This window comes from Legionella taurinensis, from assembly GCF_900452865.1.
In the GTDB taxonomy this organism is placed as follows: domain Bacteria; phylum Pseudomonadota; class Gammaproteobacteria; order Legionellales; family Legionellaceae; genus Legionella_C; species Legionella_C taurinensis.
On sequence record NZ_UGOZ01000001.1, the window covers coordinates 64005 to 80638 of the forward strand.

Consider the following 16634-nt stretch of genomic DNA (forward strand, 5'->3'; position numbering starts at 1 on the left):
GAGACAAGAATGTGGTATTTTTCCTGGATTTTAGGCACGGCCATGGCTTGTATTTTTGCCATCATGAACGCCGTATGGCTGGAACTGCGAGACGATGGATTAAGAACAACACAAGCCGACGAGCGCCAACCCCTGCCGTAATCAATCGGCTTGCCAGAGTGAGTTGATAAAATAGCCCCGATGATCGGTGTAATTTTTCACGATCTTAAATCGGGCATCGGCGGCTAGTTTTTCAACCTGCGAGCGAAGGTATTTGTAAGATGTCTCCACGTGGATGGGTTCAAATTTCCGGAAGGTAAACGCCGTATTTAAATCATCAATTTCCACGGTTTGTTCTTCAAGACTCAAGAGATAACTCTCCATCGCGCCGGTATGCACATTGTAGGTGCCATAATGATAGAAGGCATCGACATTAAAATGGCCATGCAAATCATGGTTAATGCGCTTTAACAGATTGAGATTGAATTCACGGGTTAAACCATCGCTGTCATTATAGGCCTTCATAAGGATATCAATGTCCTTGCGCAGGTCGAAGCCGATAAGAACATAGTCTCCCGATCGCAAAAAAGTGCGCAGACTATCCAGAAAAAAGGCGGTACTTTGCAGGTCAAAATTACCAATGCTTGAGCCAAGAAACAAGACCACATTGCGTTCGCTGGAATTGTTCATCAGCCACCCCATCCCCACCAGGTAATCGGAGTTTAAGGCAATGGTTTCAAGACCAGCAAATTGAGCACGGACCCGATCAATGACATGATCGAGGAATTTTTGGGATATATCGATGGGCACGTAAGTGAAGGCGTGGTTGTCGTTGATGAACTGCTCAATTAAAAGCCCGGTCTTGATGCCTTCCCCCGGCCCGAGGTCAATCAGATTGAATGTGTCGCTGCCTACCCGTGTGGAAATGTCGTCCTTGTAGCGACGCAGGATTTCCAGCTCACACCCGGTTAAATAATAATCGGGATGACGGGTGATCTGGTTAAACAACTCGGAACCTGCCTCGTCATAATAATATTTGGATTGTATTTGTTTGTCGGTTTGCGACAAGCCGAGTCGGATGTCTTCCCGTAGCTGCTGCTTTTCATCGCTTGCTTCATCAATAAGCTTAATGTATTGGCTCATGTTATTATCCTTCGTTATCGGCCGCGAGACGAATCCCGCTGAACTGCCATCGCTTATCGGGCTGGAAAAAATTACGGTAGCTGGCACGAATGTGATTTTGCGGCGTAATGCAGCTTCCTCCCCTTAACACCATCTGATTGCTCATGAATTTGCCATTGTATTCCCCCAGAAAACCGCTCTTGTTGCGATAGCCGGGATAGGGAGAGAAGGCACTGGCAGTCCATTCCCATAAATCACCAAAAAACTGCTGCGGATCGTGAGTAGGCTCCGCATGGACCGGATGAAAGCGGCCTTCTTCCATGAAATGGCCGTTTGCCGGAGTTAATGGCTTACTCACTACAAAATGCTCCCACTCCTCTTCCCGGGGCAGACGCGCACCACGAAAACGGGCATAGGCTTCGGCTTCGTAATAGCTGACATGCGCCACCGGTTCATCAGCATGAAGCGGCGCCATCCCGCTTAAAGTATAGATTTGCCAGGTGTTATCCTGCCTGACCCAGTAAAGAGGAGCCTGCCACTGATTGGCCTGCACGCAATCCCAGCCGTCTGCCAGCCACCACTGTGGTTGCTGATAACCGCCGGCGTCAATAAACTCGAGGTATTCTCCGTTGGTGATCAGACGATTAGCCAGCCGGTAGGGCCTAAGCAGGCAGGCGTGCCGAGGGCTTTCATTATCAAAGCAAAAGCCGTCATCGCCAAAGCCGATATGCACCATGCCGCCTTGTGATTCACTGAAGGTTAAGGGCCGTTCACCAGGAGGTTCCCCCCCGCTGGCGCGCCTCAGAAGGTAAGCCGGCCAATCCGGATGAATAGAAAAATTATGTTTGATGTCCATGAACAGCAACTCCTGATGCTGTTGTTCATGTTCAAGACCCAGAAGCAGTAACGGGGTAAGCTCCTCCAATTGCTGGGGGGGCATTTGTGCGATGAAATCCAGCAGATGATCCGTCACATGGCGACGGTAACGGTAAACGGTCTCCGTGGTTGGCCGCGACAACAAGCCTCGTTGCGCCCGCGTGTAAGGTTTACCGATACTTTGGTAATAGGAGTTAAATAAATAGCCAAACGTTTGATCAAACAGACGATAGTTTTTGCACTTTGGGGTTAACAAAAAAGTTTCAAAAAACCAGCTGGTATGGGCAAGATGCCATTTTGGCGGACTGACATCCGGCATGCTTTGAATGACATAATCCTCTGTCAACAAGGGTTCGCAAATGGTTTCGGTGGTATTTCTGACCGTTAACAAGGCCTGACACAGGGTTTCTTTTTCCATCAAAATAATCCTTTATTTTGTAGAAAATGAATAAATAATAATAAATCTAGTCAATGAATGAGAAGTACGCAAACTTAAAAAGCAACGTGATTCCTCGCTTTATGCCAATTAATCAAGCACTTTTTATAAAGCTATCTATACTCTAAAGAGGAAAAAGGGCTTGCTCTATTGGTCTGGAGGCGTGATGAGAATATCGCATGGGGTGTTAAACAAAGCCGTTGATGCCAACATTATTTCCAGAGAGCAGGCGGAGGCGTTGTTTGAGTTCCTGCAGAAGCAGCCCGAGCAGGGTCCTGCGTTTAATTTGACCAATGTGCTTTACTATCTTGGCGGATTGTTAGCCATTGGCGCGATGACGCTGTTTATGAATCTGAGCTGGGAGGCATTCGGCGGCTGGGGCATTTTTTACCTGTCCGTTCTCTATGCCATTCTTGGGCTTTGTCTTGCCGCGATTTGTCAAAAAAAAGAATTGCATGTTCCGGCTGGCATCTGTGCCACCTTTGTGATCTGTTTGACGCCATTGGCTATTTACGGGTTGCAGGTGGCCATGGGTTGGTGGCCTGATCAAAGCACCTACAGCGATTACCATCGCTATGTGCAATGGAACTGGATTTTCATGGAGCTCGGCACCCTGGCTGTGGGAGTGATTCTGGCATGGATTTATCGCTATCCCTTTATGGTGATGCCCATTGCCGTCACGCTCTGGTACCTGTCAATGGACATTACAGCCCTGATTGTTGGCGAAAATACCTTTGATTTTGAATTGCGCGCCCTGGTGTCCATGTATTTTGGATTGGCGATTGTCCTGTTGGCTTTTTGGGTTGATGTACGCTCACGTCATTCCGGTGATTACGCGTTCTGGTTATATCTGTTTGGAGTAATGGCCTTTTGGGGCGGGTTGTCCTCGCAAAGTTCTGACAGCGAATTGTCCAAGTTTTTTTATTTCTGCATTAATCTGCTGATGATAGGTATTGGTGTGGTGCTGGTAAGAAAAGTCTTTGTAATTTTTGGTGCCTTGGGTTGTGCCTTTTATTTAGGGCACCTGGCATGGAATGTATTTGAAGACAGCGCCTTCTTCCCGGTGTCGCTCACAGCCATCGGCATCCTCATTATTTATCTTGGTACCTTATGGCAGAAACATGAGCGTTCACTCACTGACAGGGCACATTCCCTGCTGCCAAAACCGTTGCAGGAATTACTCAAGGCCCGTAATGACTATTGACGGCGTCATTCATTAACCCTGATGAACAAGGTGGAGACTTTCCATGGTAAGCAAATACGATGCGATCATTCTTGGCGGCGGCAAGGCGGGTAAAACCCTGGCGATGGATTTGGCCAAAAGTGGCCAGCATGTGGCCATGGTTGAAGATAATCAAATTGGTGGCACCTGCATTAATGTGGCGTGTATCCCTACAAAAACACTGGTTAAATCAGCAAAAATAGCCCATTACTGCCGCACAGCCCAGGCCTACGGGTTACAGGCTAATCTTGAGCCGGTGGATTTCAAGGCCCTGCGTGCCCGCAAGCAGGCGGTCGTGAAAGGCATGCGGGATGCCAATTTAAAACAATTTCTAGATTCTGGAATGGATTTACTATTAGGCCGCGGCCGTTTTGTGGATTACAAGACCATTGAAGTGACGTTCGGGCAGCCACATGAAGGCAAAAAGACAGAGCTTATCACCGCCGATCGCCTCTTTATCAATACCGGGGCTTTGCCCTTCATTCCGCCCATCAGCGGTTTGTCCCAGGTGCATTACCATACTAATGAGACCCTGATGAACAGTGAGTATTTGCCGGCCCATTTAATCATCATTGGCGGCGGCTATATCGGTTTGGAGTTTGCACAGATTTTTCGCCGCTTTGGTTCGCAGGTCACAGTCATTGAAGCGGCACCGGTTTTTCTTGCCCGCGAAGACCGGGATGTGGCTGAGCAGGTGCAAACCATGCTTCAGCATGAAGGGATTCAGTTTCTGATCGATGCCAGAATCAATCAGGTGATTAAAGAAGGCAAACAGGTGATGCTTGATGTTTATCACGCGGGGCAGTCGTTAACTGTGCAAGGCAGCGACATCCTGGTAGCGGTTGGGCGCATCCCCAATACCGCCGGTTTAGGTCTTGATCGCACCGGTGTGGCCGTAGATGAGCGTGGTTTCGTGAAAGTCAATGATTACCTCGAAACCTCAGTGGATGGGATTTGGGCTTTAGGGGACGTGAAAGGCGGGGCGCAATTTACCCACTTATCCTGGGATGATTACCGGTTGGTGAAATACAATCTAAATCATCCTGACAACAAACGCAGCCGGCATGGCCGCTTAATTCCTTACACCGTGTTCCTTGATCCGGAGTTGGCACGCTTGGGCATGACCGAGACCGAAGCGCGTCAATCCGGGCGCGCTATCAAAATTGCCAAAATCCAGGCCGCCATGATTCCCCGTGCAAAAACCCAGGGGGAAACCACGGGCATGCTCAAAGCGGTTATCGATGCTGATACGGATGAGATTCTCGGGGTTTCCATCCTCTGTGCCGAGGCGGGAGAAATTCTAGGCACCCTCCAGGTGGCGATGGAAATGAAATTACCCTATCCGGTGCTGCGGGACATGATGTTTGCCCATCCAACCATGGTGGAAAGCATTAACATCTGGTTTAACAATGTCCATTAATTCGCCCTGAACTTAAGGGAGAGTTAAGCAGGGTCTGCTATATTGCCCAATCTGTTTGTAATTTGAATAAAAACCCATGCCGTTAAAAGAACAGATTGTCGCACGAAGTATTGATGAGGACCAAAGGGCTGTCGCTGAACAGTGGGCTACTACCTTCAAGCACAGCCAAACCGACAAGCGAGCCGTCCAGATGGCTCAACTGATGGCGGCCTGCATTGCCCGGGGTGAGTTTCGCGTCCGTGATTATTTGAGCAAAAACGAGGCGCTGCAACCTCCATCCGATCAATTAAGTGTCATTGATTACCTTTCCCATGCCAGCCGTATTATCTTTGATTATAACGGGTTATCCATTGAAAACCGGCGGGAATTTTTAACGTTTTTTCCTCTGCCTGAAGACGACAGCGCCGTGGTTTCCCGTTCGGCTACCCACGGCGTGGATCGGGACAAGTCCAATGCCATTGTCGAATTAAAAGGCCTGATGTTGGGACTGGCGGGGCAATTGCCCACTTACCTTAAAACAGCCCGTGATTTTGGCGTGAACATCGCGATGGGGGGAGAAGGACAACGAAATGCCAACCAGAAAACCATAACCCCCAATGGCTACAGTGGCCATTTGTATTTCCATCGCTACGATGAAAAGCAATTGCTCATGGCAGGCCTTGAGCAAAGTGCACCTGCGACCTCGGCCATGCATCTTTTATGGGGCGAGTCAGCCCCTGTGACCAATGAACAATTCGGTACGGATCAATTTGGCCAGGGGCATTCCCTGCTTGGCGCCTCAGACGTCTACACTGCCGCCGGTTCTCTGTATTTCAGTGATCCGGTCTACCAGGCCAAATTAATGACAGAGAAACAGTGCTTTCCGCCAGATAAATACGGCGCGATGCAGGTTGAATTAACCGATGGTAACTGGCTTAAAATAAAGCAGTTTTTAATCGAGCTTCAGGGAAACAGCCAACAAGGCAAAACGGATTTACTGATGAAGCAGCTATTGGCAAAGCCTGCGTCTGCGGTTAAGGGCGAGCGGCAGGTAAAAAGTGTTATCGCCCTGGATTTCGCCACCTACCTGCTTCGGGTTTATGATGCGTTTATTGTGGCCAACAATCTGGACGAAAATAAAGCAATATTGCCTCTGCAGAATCAATTGTTGGCTATAATTACCCGATTACAGCAGGGAGATGCCAGTTTTTATCAAGCCTTTTCGGTGAAAGTGCAGGCAATAATGGGCTTAAAAGGGTTGCCAGACAACTACATCCGGGCGATAAAGCGAATTGATGATTTATTTATTAAACAATTGAGCGTTGATCCCCAATTAAAAAATGTCCAGAAGGAAATCCTGCTTGAAAAGCGCCTGGACAGTTTACAGGCTGAAGCAGTCGAATTGTTGCAGAAATTGCGGCTGGTGCGTGAGTATTTTACTGCGGAATATGTCAGTGATGATGAGGGCATCAAACGCTATTGCAGGCAGTTAGACGAAGCCGAGCGCAAATTAAAAGAATGTTATGCCGAGGTTTCGAAAACGCCCTCGTTGGAAAGCAGCTGGCTGATGCTCGGCGCAGACGCCAACGAAAAGGCAATTGATCGATTAAATGAGGCCATTGAGCAGGGCAAAAACAGTCTGCAGCAAGCCCCTAAACTGTATTCCGCCTTCACGTTGCAGTCGTTGACGCAGGAGCTTGGAAAAGCTCAAATGGCTAATGAAACCCTGATTGTGCAAATGAAAGTGCAGGATGCCTTTTATGAGAAACTGGCGAAAGACAGCAGCGAGGCCACCACTCAAAGAATTGCTGAATTACAGCAACATCATGAACAGAAACTCAGGCTCCTTGAGAAGGATCATCAGGCGAAACTTAGCCGACAACAGCAGCGATACGGGCGGCGCGTGAAATCGATGGAACCGGTTTTACTGCAAGTGATGAAGCTTGAGAAAAAGGCTAAAAATCTACACGATCGCGGCAAAACGGCCGCGAGCGTCAAGGCTAATCAGTTAGCCATCGATGTTCGTTCGAAACTGCAGGATTATTATCTCAGCGATAAAACGGAACAGCTGGCGTTAAACACCCTGAAAAATGAAACCGAACAGCTGATGAACGGTTGTGTCGAAACCTTTGAAGATCATCGCGGCTGTAAAGAAATCCTTGCGGGGATATTAATGCTGGTGATTGGTTATTTTATTGCCGTTGAAATCATGAAGAAGAAAACGGGAAAGCCAACCTTCTTTTTGACGGAGACTCAATCGCTTAAAAAGCTCAATAACCTGCGTGACGCACTGACCAACGTCAACCTGGACAGTGCAGGCTATCCGGAGGATGAGGACAATGCGTCGGTTATCGATGCCGTAACGCTCTAAGGGGCTGGTGGAGTTACGCCTTGAATGTATTTTTTCTTTCAAGGTCCGCTTCATCTTCAGACTGATGGGTGCTCTTTTGAGCTTCCTCATCATCGTCATCGCTAATCAGCTTGGGGTGGTTAACCTTCTCCTTGCCGCTGATTGTAATAGAAACATCATCAGGTGTTTCAGAGCTGTCCTGTGCTGCTTGAGTGGCCTCTGGCGCGGGTTGTGGCGGGGTGATGGTTTCGTCTTTGGACGCTTCTGCCAGAGCGAATGAAAAGGCAAGGAGCCCTTCAAAAAACAAGTCCACCAGGAGTTTTGATTTACAAAGCTCGTTCGTTTCGTCATCACAGTTATTGTCTTGAGCAAACAGGGCGATAATCAAGGCCAGTTGTGTGGCTGCTAAGGCAAACTGCAAAAATTGCACCCCCTTTTCACTTCCATGGGTATCCGTACGGAACATGGCAAAAAGTGCGATCAATATCTGCGCGAATTTAGCGGGGATGACGGCCTTGACATCAAGATTCTGAAGGCCGGAACCTAAAATTTCGGTGACAGCCTGAACCCTCTGTGTGTGTCGATGTCCTGAGGAAGACGAGTAGGCAGCGGGTCTGAGGGTATTGATTGCGTTATTAAAAAAACCAGACATTTTTATTTCCTTATAATTAAGCGACGTCATTTGGCTGTAACACCTTATCATAAAAGGCAAATTTTTAAAAAACCGTTTGAAAGTAACAAAACAGTAAAGTATTGTAAAAAATTAATTTTGTGTTATTATTGCGCTAACTTAACCAATATGATCAATTATGCCTCGTTTATGCTCTTCAAGATCAACAGTGAATCACAAGGAGTGTGGGGATAATGTTTTCAGTTGGTGGAAAGAAGTAAAACACCCAACCCTCATCGGGCGTTTTTTTCCCAGTTATCAAACCAGGTTGCTGGATAAAAGCATCAACGAATTTTCTGTCTTACTGGCGAGTAAGGAAGAGGAATTAAAGCAGAAAAAACTGAGCGCATTGAAAATGCTGCGGACTCAGATCCTGAATTGGCAGTACATGCACCTCATTAATAAATTATCGTCGCATCGTCACAAGGTCATCAAAAAACTCCTTAAAAAGGTTGATGAGGAAATACAGACCACGGAAGACGCCAGCGTTAACAAGGCGAAGGCAAAGCCCAACCCCAACCCCCTCCGGTTAATGCAATCCTTAGACAGGGAGCAACCTGTTCTTTCATTCCCATCAAGTGGTGAAACACTCTACAGCTGGTGGAAAAAACACAGCCATTTGCATTGGTTGACCTGGCGCTCCGATGCCACCAAAGAACTCGATAAAGCCATTCGCTGGTATTCCAACTCCATCATTATTGATCAACAGAAGGCGTTACAGCAGATTTTGCATGCGCTTGATGTCTGGCTTTATGCACGCAATGGATTAAGCAGCCGCCAATCGCGGGTTTTGGAATTAAAAAGCAGGATAGAAGAAACATTGACCTCCCTCCAGGGGGTTGATGAAGAAAGAGAGGCCAAGGCATTCTCATTCAATTGTCATGAATAAACGGTACTTCACTCTGCTTCTTGTTGCCCATGTTTTCATTCTTTGTTTAAGTAATGTGCTGGTGCAATACCCCTTTGATGTGGCCGGATTTAAAACCACCTGGGGTGCTTTAAGCTACCCATTGATTTTTATTTTATCCGATTTAACCGTCCGTCTGACCGAAGCAGCCACAGCGCGCCGGATTATTTACCTTGCCATGCTCCCTGGCCTGGTCGGCTCCTACCTGATTTCCAATGTGCTGACTTACCATACCCTGTTTGCCGCCAACGCCATGGCCCTGCGCATTGCCTTAGCCAGTTTTGTTGCCTACGTCTGTGGTCAGCTAAGCGATATCTTATTGTTTCAGCGCCTGCGGCAAAAGAAGCAGTGGTGGATTGCGCCTACGTTTTCCACAACCTGGGGAAATGTGCTCGACACGTATTGTTTTTTCTTTATTGCCTTTTTTCACAGCAGCAACCTGTTTTTAAACCAGCACTGGTTAGAAATTGCCAGTGTCGATCTGGTGTTTAAGTTGCTCATCAGCCTGGTGTCGTTTGTGCCGCTTTATGGCTTAATCCTTGCCTGGATTCTAAGGTCACAGCAAAGAGCCGGGGAAGCAGCGGCCTAATTCAGAATGGCCGCCAGGGCAACACTGCCTTTGCCCGCATGAAGACCGATGGCCGTGGAGGCTGGCTCGATGAAGGCAGGTTCATAACCAAAGGCTTCCGTGGTCATCAAGGCAAATTCTTCCGCTTTTTCCGGTACGCCCGCGTGAATTATGCAATAGTTATCCAGACCCTTGTCACTGGCCTGCTCCTGAATGAGCGCCACCAGTTTGCTTAAGGCTTTTGTTTCGCTGAATGCCTTGTCATAGATGATGCCTTTTCCTTCTTCATCCAGGGTGATGATCGGCTTAACGCCTGAAAATTGCGCCAGCATGCCTTTCAATTTGCTGACCCGTCCGGAGCGGATTAAGGAGTCAAACTGGTTGACCATGACAAAAATTTTCGTTTTGGCAATTTTATCCTGCAGAGACTGTTTAATCGCATCAATGCTGTGCCCGTCAGCGATCAATTCCGCGGCGTGATTTAGTAGAAGACCCTGGCTGCCGGCGACATGGCGGGAATTAATCACGTGAACATTGGCAAACGGCTCGCTCGCTTTGACAATAGCATCGTGCGTGCCGCTTAAGGCTTTAGCCACACTGATAACCAGCACGTGTTCATAATGCGCTGACAGATGCCGCAACTTTTCTTCAATTAACGCGGGGGCGGGAAACGAGGTGGTGGGGTAAACCACGGATTGAGTTAAATGGTCGTAAAAATTTTCACCATCGAGGCAATAACGATCCAGTAAATCATGGCCGTCGAAATGGACATTGATGGTGATAAAATGAATTTGATACTGATCAGCCACGTCGTGTGGGATATTGGCGCAAGTGTCAGTGACTAAGGCGATGGGGTATTGACGCTGGTGGATAATTTCGTATTGACGAAGCATGTCATCGACTTTGGGGTATTGCACTTTGCCTAACGATTGCAGGGAAGAAAAAACCTGCCAGGGTTTATTGCAATGAAGATGCAGTCGGCAGATGCGGGAGTTGGCAGTCAGTACAATACTGTCTCCCTTGTCCTGGACGGCCTGGGTGATGGCGGCTTTGTCAATTCCCTCGCCGACTAACATGGCTTCGGTACAATAGCGGGTAACGGGTGGCTGGCCACTGACGGGTTGCTCTTCATGATGTGAATCACAGCTCAGGAGTTCGGTGGTTTCCTGCTTTTGCAGGGGATTGGCCAAAAACTCTGCGAACCCTTTTACAAAAAGCCGAAATCCTAAGGCGCCGGCATCCACCACATGCGCTTCTTTAAGTACCGTTAACGTATTGGCGGTCCCCTGCAGAGCCTCTTCAAGGAGGGGCTGGGTGTCAATCATTAACTGGTTGAAACAGGACGTCTTCACCGCCGCGCGCTCAAGGGCTTTGGCCCAGGTTTCCATTACCGTCAGGATGGTGCCTTCAACCGGATTAACAATGGCGGCGCGCACGCTGGCTGCTGCACGGCTGACCATGGCTGCAAAATACCGCGTATCCAGTTGCGGCGGCATCGTCACGTCTAAAAGTCCATTAAAAAACTGTGAAAAAATCATGCCGGAGTTGCCGCGCGCCCCCAATATGCCCGCATCCGCAATGGCGCGGCATGTCGCCTCCATGCCGGTCATCGGTTTGGCATGTGTGACAATGGCTCTTGCGGTGGCGGCCATGTTATCACCTGTATCGCCATCGGCTACCGGAAACAGGTTAATGGCATTCAGTGATTCGCGTTGTTGGATGAGGGTGTAACACGCATGAATAACCGCAGAATGGAGCAATCCAGCATCAAGGTGCAATAATGCCATGGCTAACAAAATTCAGTGACTTTCCATTAGCATACACCGACTTTTGATTGGCTTCATCCCTCTTGCCCTTAATTTATTAACTTTTAATAACTTATGCCGGCAAACTTTACTTGACATCTCGCATGGCGCAACCGAACATAGCGTCTATATTAATTAATTTAGTCGCAGGGAGAGCTGAGATGATGAAACAGAAATGGCTAATCAGTGCTGCTTGTTTTTTAAGTGCGCATGCATTTGCTGATGGCCTGCTGAATAACCCGGTTGTCAATGGCCAAAAAGTAATTACTCTGAGTGCAGGGCCGGCCTGGTATTCTTCAGGAAGTACCCAGACCGTGACACTACAGCCCGATGTTTTAAAAACCTACATTGGCGACAGCGAAACACGCGTTCTTGGCACGGCTGAAATTTTCTTTGGGATTCAATGCCTGCTGACCAATCAAATTTACAGCCAGTTCGGTATTGCCGCCGCTTACGCTGGCAATGCCAAATTGCGCGGTGATGTTCTCGAGGACGGCGACCCGAATTTTAATAATTTTGTTTACCGCTACCAGCTTAATCATGGCCGCGTCGGCTTAAAAGGCAAGCTGCTGGGTGATTTTGGCTATTGGGTTACCCCTTATTTGAGCGGCAGTGTGGCTGTGGCGTTCAATCATTCCTTCGACTGGTCATTAACGCCCAAGATTTTTGAAGAGGTGCCTGCACCGCCGTTTGCTTCCAACACCACAACCGCCTTTGCCTATACAGTTGGTGCCGGTTTGCAGGCGCCGCTTAACAAACACTGGCAACTGGGCCTGGGGTATGAGTTTGCCGATTTAGGCAAAAGCCAATTGGGGGCGGCCATTGGCCAGAGTGTGAATGATCGATTCAAGGAAACGCATCTTTATACCCATCAACTGCAGTTCAGTGCGACGTATTTACTCTAAAAGGATTAAGAAATGCGAGGGATAATTCATTTTATCGGACTGGTTTTCTTAGGCTTCCTCTCAATGGATGCACTGGCGGGAGCACAGCCTAAATTTTCTTTTTTTGTGATTGAGCGGGGACAGCCGGTTATTACCTCGGATGGCGCTACCGAGGTCATTTATCAAGTCACCAATAACACCCGGATTACCAGAACCCTGGTGATGGTGCCAAGGCCAGGTCTTGCGCTGGTGGTGGGTTTGCCTGGCAAATGTGACGCGCCGTTTACCCTGGCACCGGGACAATCCTGCCTATTGCACATCGTGGTTTTAGGCAGTGAGATTGGCAGCGGTGTTTCCGGAGGTCCGGTCGTCTGCAAAACCTACCTCCCTAACAGCACCATTCCTGATACATCCCTCTGCTCGCAACCGGCTTCAGGCGACACGATCAACATCAGGGTTGTGGGATAATTGCACCAATACCATGCCCGTTTTCAATAATTGATGCGAAGACGGGTCGAGTGATTGTATTGCATTCGCTGAACAGCAATGTTAATGGCCACGGTCGCTGCGGCTGTCGCCAACGGCACGAAAAGCACCATCCCCCAGGGAATGGAAAATGAAATGTCCAACAGGGCTGAAGCCAGGTAACTATTAATGGCTATTGCTGTAATACTGGCCAGAAATCCCGCATAACCACCAATAATCAATGCCTCGCTGCTGCGTATCCAAAGCAGGGCATAACGGCGCATGCCTAATCGTTTAAGGATTTGCGTTTCCTGCTGTTTGCTGCTGCTGAATGACAGAATAGCCAGTGCCGCCACCACGAGGCCTGCCAATAAGGCGAAGAAGGTAATAAAACTGATGGCATTCCCTGCACTGGTTATGATGGCTTGAATACGGTTAAGGGTATTCGCCACATCGATGAGGCTGGCGTTGGGGAATTGTTTCACCAGTTTAATCAGAACTGCCTGTTGCTCAGGCGGCACGTAGAGGCTGGTAATCAGCGTATAGGGGAAGGCATTCAACAGGCCTGGCTTAAACAGCATAAAGAAATTGGGTTTAAACGACGTCCAGTCCACTTTGCGCAAACTGCTAATCTCAACCCGAACCTGGCTGTCGCCTATCTGAAAGGTCAGGTTGTCGCCGGTTTTTAACTTAAGCCGATTCGCCACGCCGAGCTCCACGGAGACCCAGGGTTTATCGAGGGTTAAAGCCCAGTGGCCTGCAGTAATGTCATTGCCCTCGGGTAGTTCTGCAGTCCAGGATAAATTAAGTTCCCGCTGCAGGGCATTGATGTTTTTGATTTCTTCGCCAAACAGGCTTTTCACCGGCTGATGGTTAATTTCAATCAATCGCCCGCGTACGACAGGATAAAAAGCGGCCGATTGGATGCCCTCCTGTTGAAGCAACAAATGAAGGTCTTGCACTTGGGAGGGTTCGACATTAATGATGAAATAATTGGCGGTATTGGCCGGCAATTGTTGCCGCCAATTGGCCAACAAATCAGTCTTAAGCAGAAACAGGGATAAAATGGCAGTCAGGGCAAGGCCGATGCCCACCACCTGCAAGGCACTTTCTTCGAGATTGCGGGCAATGTTATTAAACCCAAAGCGCCAATTCAGCGGGATGGCCCGTTGGCCTCTCACCAGGCCAAAAATCAACCATAAGCTGGCAATGACCACGCCGACATAGGCCACGCACCCCATCAATACAGCGACAGTCATGTTTAAGGATTGGGTATACAGGTAAGACAGCAAAGCAAGCAGTAACAAGGCTAAGCCGTAAGTCAGGTAAGCGCTGTTTTGCCCGATACGGTGCTGTTCGCGGAAAATAGCAATGGCTGTCACCTGACGCAATGCCCAGATATTACCCAAAGAAAAACACAGCAGCAGGAGCATGCCGCTCAACAGGCTAAAAAGGAAGGGGATTGCGTGGATTTGCAGTTTAACATCCGGCAATAACCCGCCCAGCCACTGAACCAGCAAGGGTTGCAACCCATAGCCCAGGAGCGCCCCTGTCAAACTGGCCAAAAGTCCGAGAAGACTTAAGCCGATGAGGTAAAGGCTAATCACCTGCTTTTCAGACGCGCCGAAACAACGCAACAGGGCTACTTGCTTTAAATGGCGCTGACAATAGCGTAACGAGGCCATGCTGACTGCCACACCCGCAAGGACCAGGCTCATCAGGGTACCCAGGTGCAGGTAATTTAAGGTGCGCTCAATCGTTCGGCTGACGGCGGGCGTGCTGTTTTGGCTATCAAGCCACTGCTGCTGCTCGGTGAGTTGTGATTTAAGCCGCTCCTGCAATTGCGCGAGTGTGTCCGGGTTGCCTTTCAGGAGCCAACTGTAAATGAGATTGCTTCCGGGTCTAATCACCTGGGTTTTATCGATGTCGGCCTGATTCATCAGGATGCGCGGCGAAAAAGAAAACCAGTCGCCCGTCTGGCCGGGTTCCTGACGGATAATGCCGGTCACCCGGAATGAGCCTGCGCCGATATGGATAGTCTCACCGAGAGCTACGTTGAGCAGAGGCAATAGCCGGGGATTGAGCCAGACTTCGCCCGGGGGCGGCGCATGGGCGATCTGGCCTTCGGCATCCTCCATCCGCAAGGCTATTCTCAGCGAGCCACGTAAAGGGTATAGCGGCGAAATGGCTTTGATCTGCGCTAACTGCAATTGGTCATCGTGCTCTGCCATGCTGAGAAAAGTCAGATTGACGGTTTGGGTGAGGTTGCGTTGGTTAGCTTCATTGATCCATGAAGGATCAATGGGGGCGTTGCTGGTGACCACCACGTCCGCTCCCAGCAGACTCGCTGCCCCCTGTTGCAATTGGAGGTTGACCGAATAGGTAAAATTATTTAACGCGCTGATGCAGGCCACGGCAATGACCAGCGCCATGAATAAAAGCGTTAACTCCCCACTTCGCCAGTCGCGGCTTAGGGCTTTAATCGGTAAGGGCCATTTCAGCATTGCAGTTGACCATCCACCAGCGGCCAATGACACTGACAGCGCCTGGCCAGCTCCTCATCGTGCGTTACAATCACCAGGGTCGTTTGATGGGCGCGATTCAGTTCAAACAGCAACTCGATGATGGTTCGGCCCGTTTGTTTATCCAGGTTGCCCGTCGGCTCGTCTGCAAAGAGGATACGCGGAGAAATCGCAAAGGCGCGGGCAATGGCCACCCGTTGCTGTTCCCCGCCTGATAATTGGGTTGGGTAGTGGTCTGCGCGCTGACTTAAGCCCACTTTCGTTAACCAGGCCAAGGCCACTGGCAAGGGGTCATCGTATTGACGGTTAATTTCCAGAGGCAATAACACGTTTTCCAGCGCGGTCAGGTTCGGCAATAAATGGAAGGATTGAAAAATGAAGCCGATATTCCTGGCACGCAATTGGGCGCGCTGGTCTTCATCCGCTATAGTTATATCCTGAGTGTCATAATAAATTTGCCCTGAGGTTGGTAAATCAAGGCCTGCCATTAAATTAAGCAGCGATGTTTTCCCAGAGCCTGATGCGCCAGTAATGGCGATGGTCGCTCCAGCCTTGATTACCAGATTGATGTCTTTCAAAATAGACACCATTTGATCACCACTTGGCACGGTGAAGTAAACATTCTGTAATCGAATTAACGTCTCTGGAGCCGACATGAAACCTCTGCACGCAGGTCTTGTTCTCTTTGCATTGATCATAGCACCCCTTTACGCAAAGAACATTGTGGTTCTTGGGGATAGTTTAAGCGCCGGCTACGGCATTGATGTCCAGAAAAGCTGGGTGGTCCTGCTGAGTGAAAAACTCAAGCAGGAACATCAGTCCTACCGCATCATTAATCTCAGTACCAGCGGGGATACGACCAGTAATGGCTTGCGAAAGTTAAAGCCGGCATTGCAAAAATATCAACCAGAGGTCATCATTATCGAGTTAGGGGCCAATGACGGCCTGCGTGGCCTGCCGGTGAGGCAGATGAAGGACAACCTTGAAAAAATGGTGATAGCCAGCCAGAAAACCGGCGCTAAAGTCATTGTGCTTGCGACCCTCCTGCCGCCTAACTACGGTTCGCGTTACCTTGACCAATTTAATAAGGCTTATGCTGAATTGGCAAAAACGTACGGGATAATTTTAGTTCCCATGTTTCTTGAGGGCGTGGCAGGTGACAGTGAGTTGATGCAAAAAGACGGTCTTCATCCCAATGAACGGGCGCAACAGCGCATTCTGGATAATGTATGGCCGCATTTAAAACCGGTGTTGAAGTAAATAAAAACAGGCAAGGTTTTTGCCTGTAAATTACGTTTTAATGGTTTAGTCGGTGCAAAACACGCGATGAATGATGGCTGACTAGAAGATCAATGAGAAAGGGGAAGGTTATGAATAAATTGATGTGCACACTCGCAGCCTGTGGGTTGCTGCTTTCAGCCTCGGCGGC

At 49.0% G+C, this 16634-nt stretch carries 15 protein-coding genes; 9 read left to right on the forward strand and 6 right to left on the reverse strand.

Features of this window, described 5'->3' with window-relative positions; translation table 11 throughout:
* The first annotated feature begins 9 nt into the window (after positions 1 to 9).
* Entirely contained in the window at positions 10 to 141 is a 132-nt protein-coding gene (gene cydX, locus DYE45_RS00310) for a cytochrome bd-I oxidase subunit CydX (RefSeq protein WP_108291140.1), read from the forward strand.
* Here cydX and egtD read toward each other — a convergent pair whose 3' ends face one another.
* On the reverse strand, positions 142 to 1122 hold the full coding sequence (gene egtD, locus DYE45_RS00315; protein WP_108291142.1) for an L-histidine N(alpha)-methyltransferase: 981 nt from the start codon (positions 1120 to 1122) through the stop codon (positions 142 to 144).
* A 4-nt stretch (positions 1123 to 1126) separates the two neighbouring features.
* Positions 1127 to 2395, reverse strand: coding sequence for an ergothioneine biosynthesis protein EgtB (gene egtB, locus DYE45_RS00320; RefSeq protein WP_108291144.1), 1269 nt, complete (start codon positions 2393 to 2395; stop codon positions 1127 to 1129).
* Between the two features lie 184 nt (positions 2396 to 2579).
* On the opposite strand from egtB, the gene DYE45_RS00325 reads away from it, so the two are divergent.
* From DYE45_RS00325 to DYE45_RS00335, 3 genes are all read left to right on the forward strand, one after another.
* Positions 2580 to 3617, forward strand: a complete 1038-nt coding sequence (locus DYE45_RS00325) for a DUF2157 domain-containing protein (RefSeq protein WP_108291146.1) — start codon at positions 2580 to 2582, stop codon at positions 3615 to 3617.
* A gap of 43 nt (positions 3618 to 3660) precedes the next feature.
* The gene (locus DYE45_RS00330; protein ID WP_108291148.1) at positions 3661 to 5055 is read left to right on the forward strand and encodes a mercuric reductase; all 1395 of its coding nucleotides are present in this window, start codon (positions 3661 to 3663) and stop codon (positions 5053 to 5055) included.
* Positions 5056 to 5131: 76 nt separating this feature from the next.
* Positions 5132 to 7405: a hypothetical protein gene (locus tag DYE45_RS00335; protein ID WP_108291150.1), complete on the forward strand. Its 2274-nt coding sequence runs from the start codon at positions 5132 to 5134 to the stop codon at positions 7403 to 7405.
* Positions 7406 to 7418: 13 nt separating this feature from the next.
* On the opposite strand, the gene DYE45_RS00340 is transcribed toward DYE45_RS00335, so the two are convergent.
* A complete protein-coding gene (locus DYE45_RS00340) occupies positions 7419 to 8036 on the reverse strand; it encodes a hypothetical protein (protein ID WP_108291152.1) in 618 nt (205 codons plus the stop codon).
* A 157-nt stretch (positions 8037 to 8193) separates the two neighbouring features.
* On the opposite strand from DYE45_RS00340, the gene DYE45_RS00345 reads away from it, so the two are divergent.
* Together DYE45_RS00345 and DYE45_RS00350 are read left to right on the forward strand one after the other, a co-directional pair.
* Positions 8194 to 8943, forward strand: coding sequence for a hypothetical protein (locus DYE45_RS00345; protein ID WP_133138164.1), 750 nt, complete (start codon positions 8194 to 8196; stop codon positions 8941 to 8943).
* Positions 8936 to 9550 (forward strand): 7-cyano-7-deazaguanine/7-aminomethyl-7-deazaguanine transporter, encoded by a 615-nt coding sequence (locus DYE45_RS00350; protein WP_108291156.1) that lies wholly within the window; start codon positions 8936 to 8938, stop codon positions 9548 to 9550. Before DYE45_RS00345 ends, DYE45_RS00350 begins: the two co-directional genes overlap by 8 nt.
* Here the strand turns inward: DYE45_RS00350 and DYE45_RS00355 are convergent.
* Positions 9547 to 11316 (reverse strand): DegV family protein, encoded by a 1770-nt coding sequence (locus DYE45_RS00355; protein WP_108291158.1) that lies wholly within the window; start codon positions 11314 to 11316, stop codon positions 9547 to 9549. The genes DYE45_RS00350 and DYE45_RS00355 overlap by 4 nt on opposite strands.
* A gap of 179 nt (positions 11317 to 11495) precedes the next feature.
* Here DYE45_RS00355 and DYE45_RS00360 point away from each other — a divergent pair, with 179 nt between their 5' ends.
* Positions 11496 to 12239 (forward strand): outer membrane protein, encoded by a 744-nt coding sequence (locus tag DYE45_RS00360; protein ID WP_242602666.1) that lies wholly within the window; start codon positions 11496 to 11498, stop codon positions 12237 to 12239.
* Between the two features lie 12 nt (positions 12240 to 12251).
* Entirely contained in the window at positions 12252 to 12686 is a 435-nt protein-coding gene (locus DYE45_RS00365; RefSeq protein WP_108291160.1) for a hypothetical protein, read from the forward strand.
* 23 nt (positions 12687 to 12709) lie between these two features.
* On the opposite strand, the gene DYE45_RS00370 is transcribed toward DYE45_RS00365, so the two are convergent.
* Both DYE45_RS00370 and DYE45_RS00375 read right to left on the reverse strand, forming a co-directional pair.
* Positions 12710 to 15187: an ABC transporter permease gene (locus DYE45_RS00370; RefSeq protein ID WP_108291162.1), complete on the reverse strand. Its 2478-nt coding sequence runs from the start codon at positions 15185 to 15187 to the stop codon at positions 12710 to 12712.
* A complete protein-coding gene (locus tag DYE45_RS00375; protein ID WP_108291164.1) occupies positions 15181 to 15861 on the reverse strand; it encodes an ABC transporter ATP-binding protein in 681 nt (226 codons plus the stop codon). The genes DYE45_RS00370 and DYE45_RS00375 overlap by 7 nt, the downstream gene beginning before the upstream one ends.
* On the opposite strand from DYE45_RS00375, the gene DYE45_RS00380 reads away from it, so the two are divergent.
* The gene (locus DYE45_RS00380; protein WP_108291166.1) at positions 15860 to 16465 is read left to right on the forward strand and encodes an arylesterase; all 606 of its coding nucleotides are present in this window, start codon (positions 15860 to 15862) and stop codon (positions 16463 to 16465) included. The genes DYE45_RS00375 and DYE45_RS00380 overlap by 2 nt on opposite strands.
* Positions 16466 to 16634 lie beyond the last annotated feature (169 nt).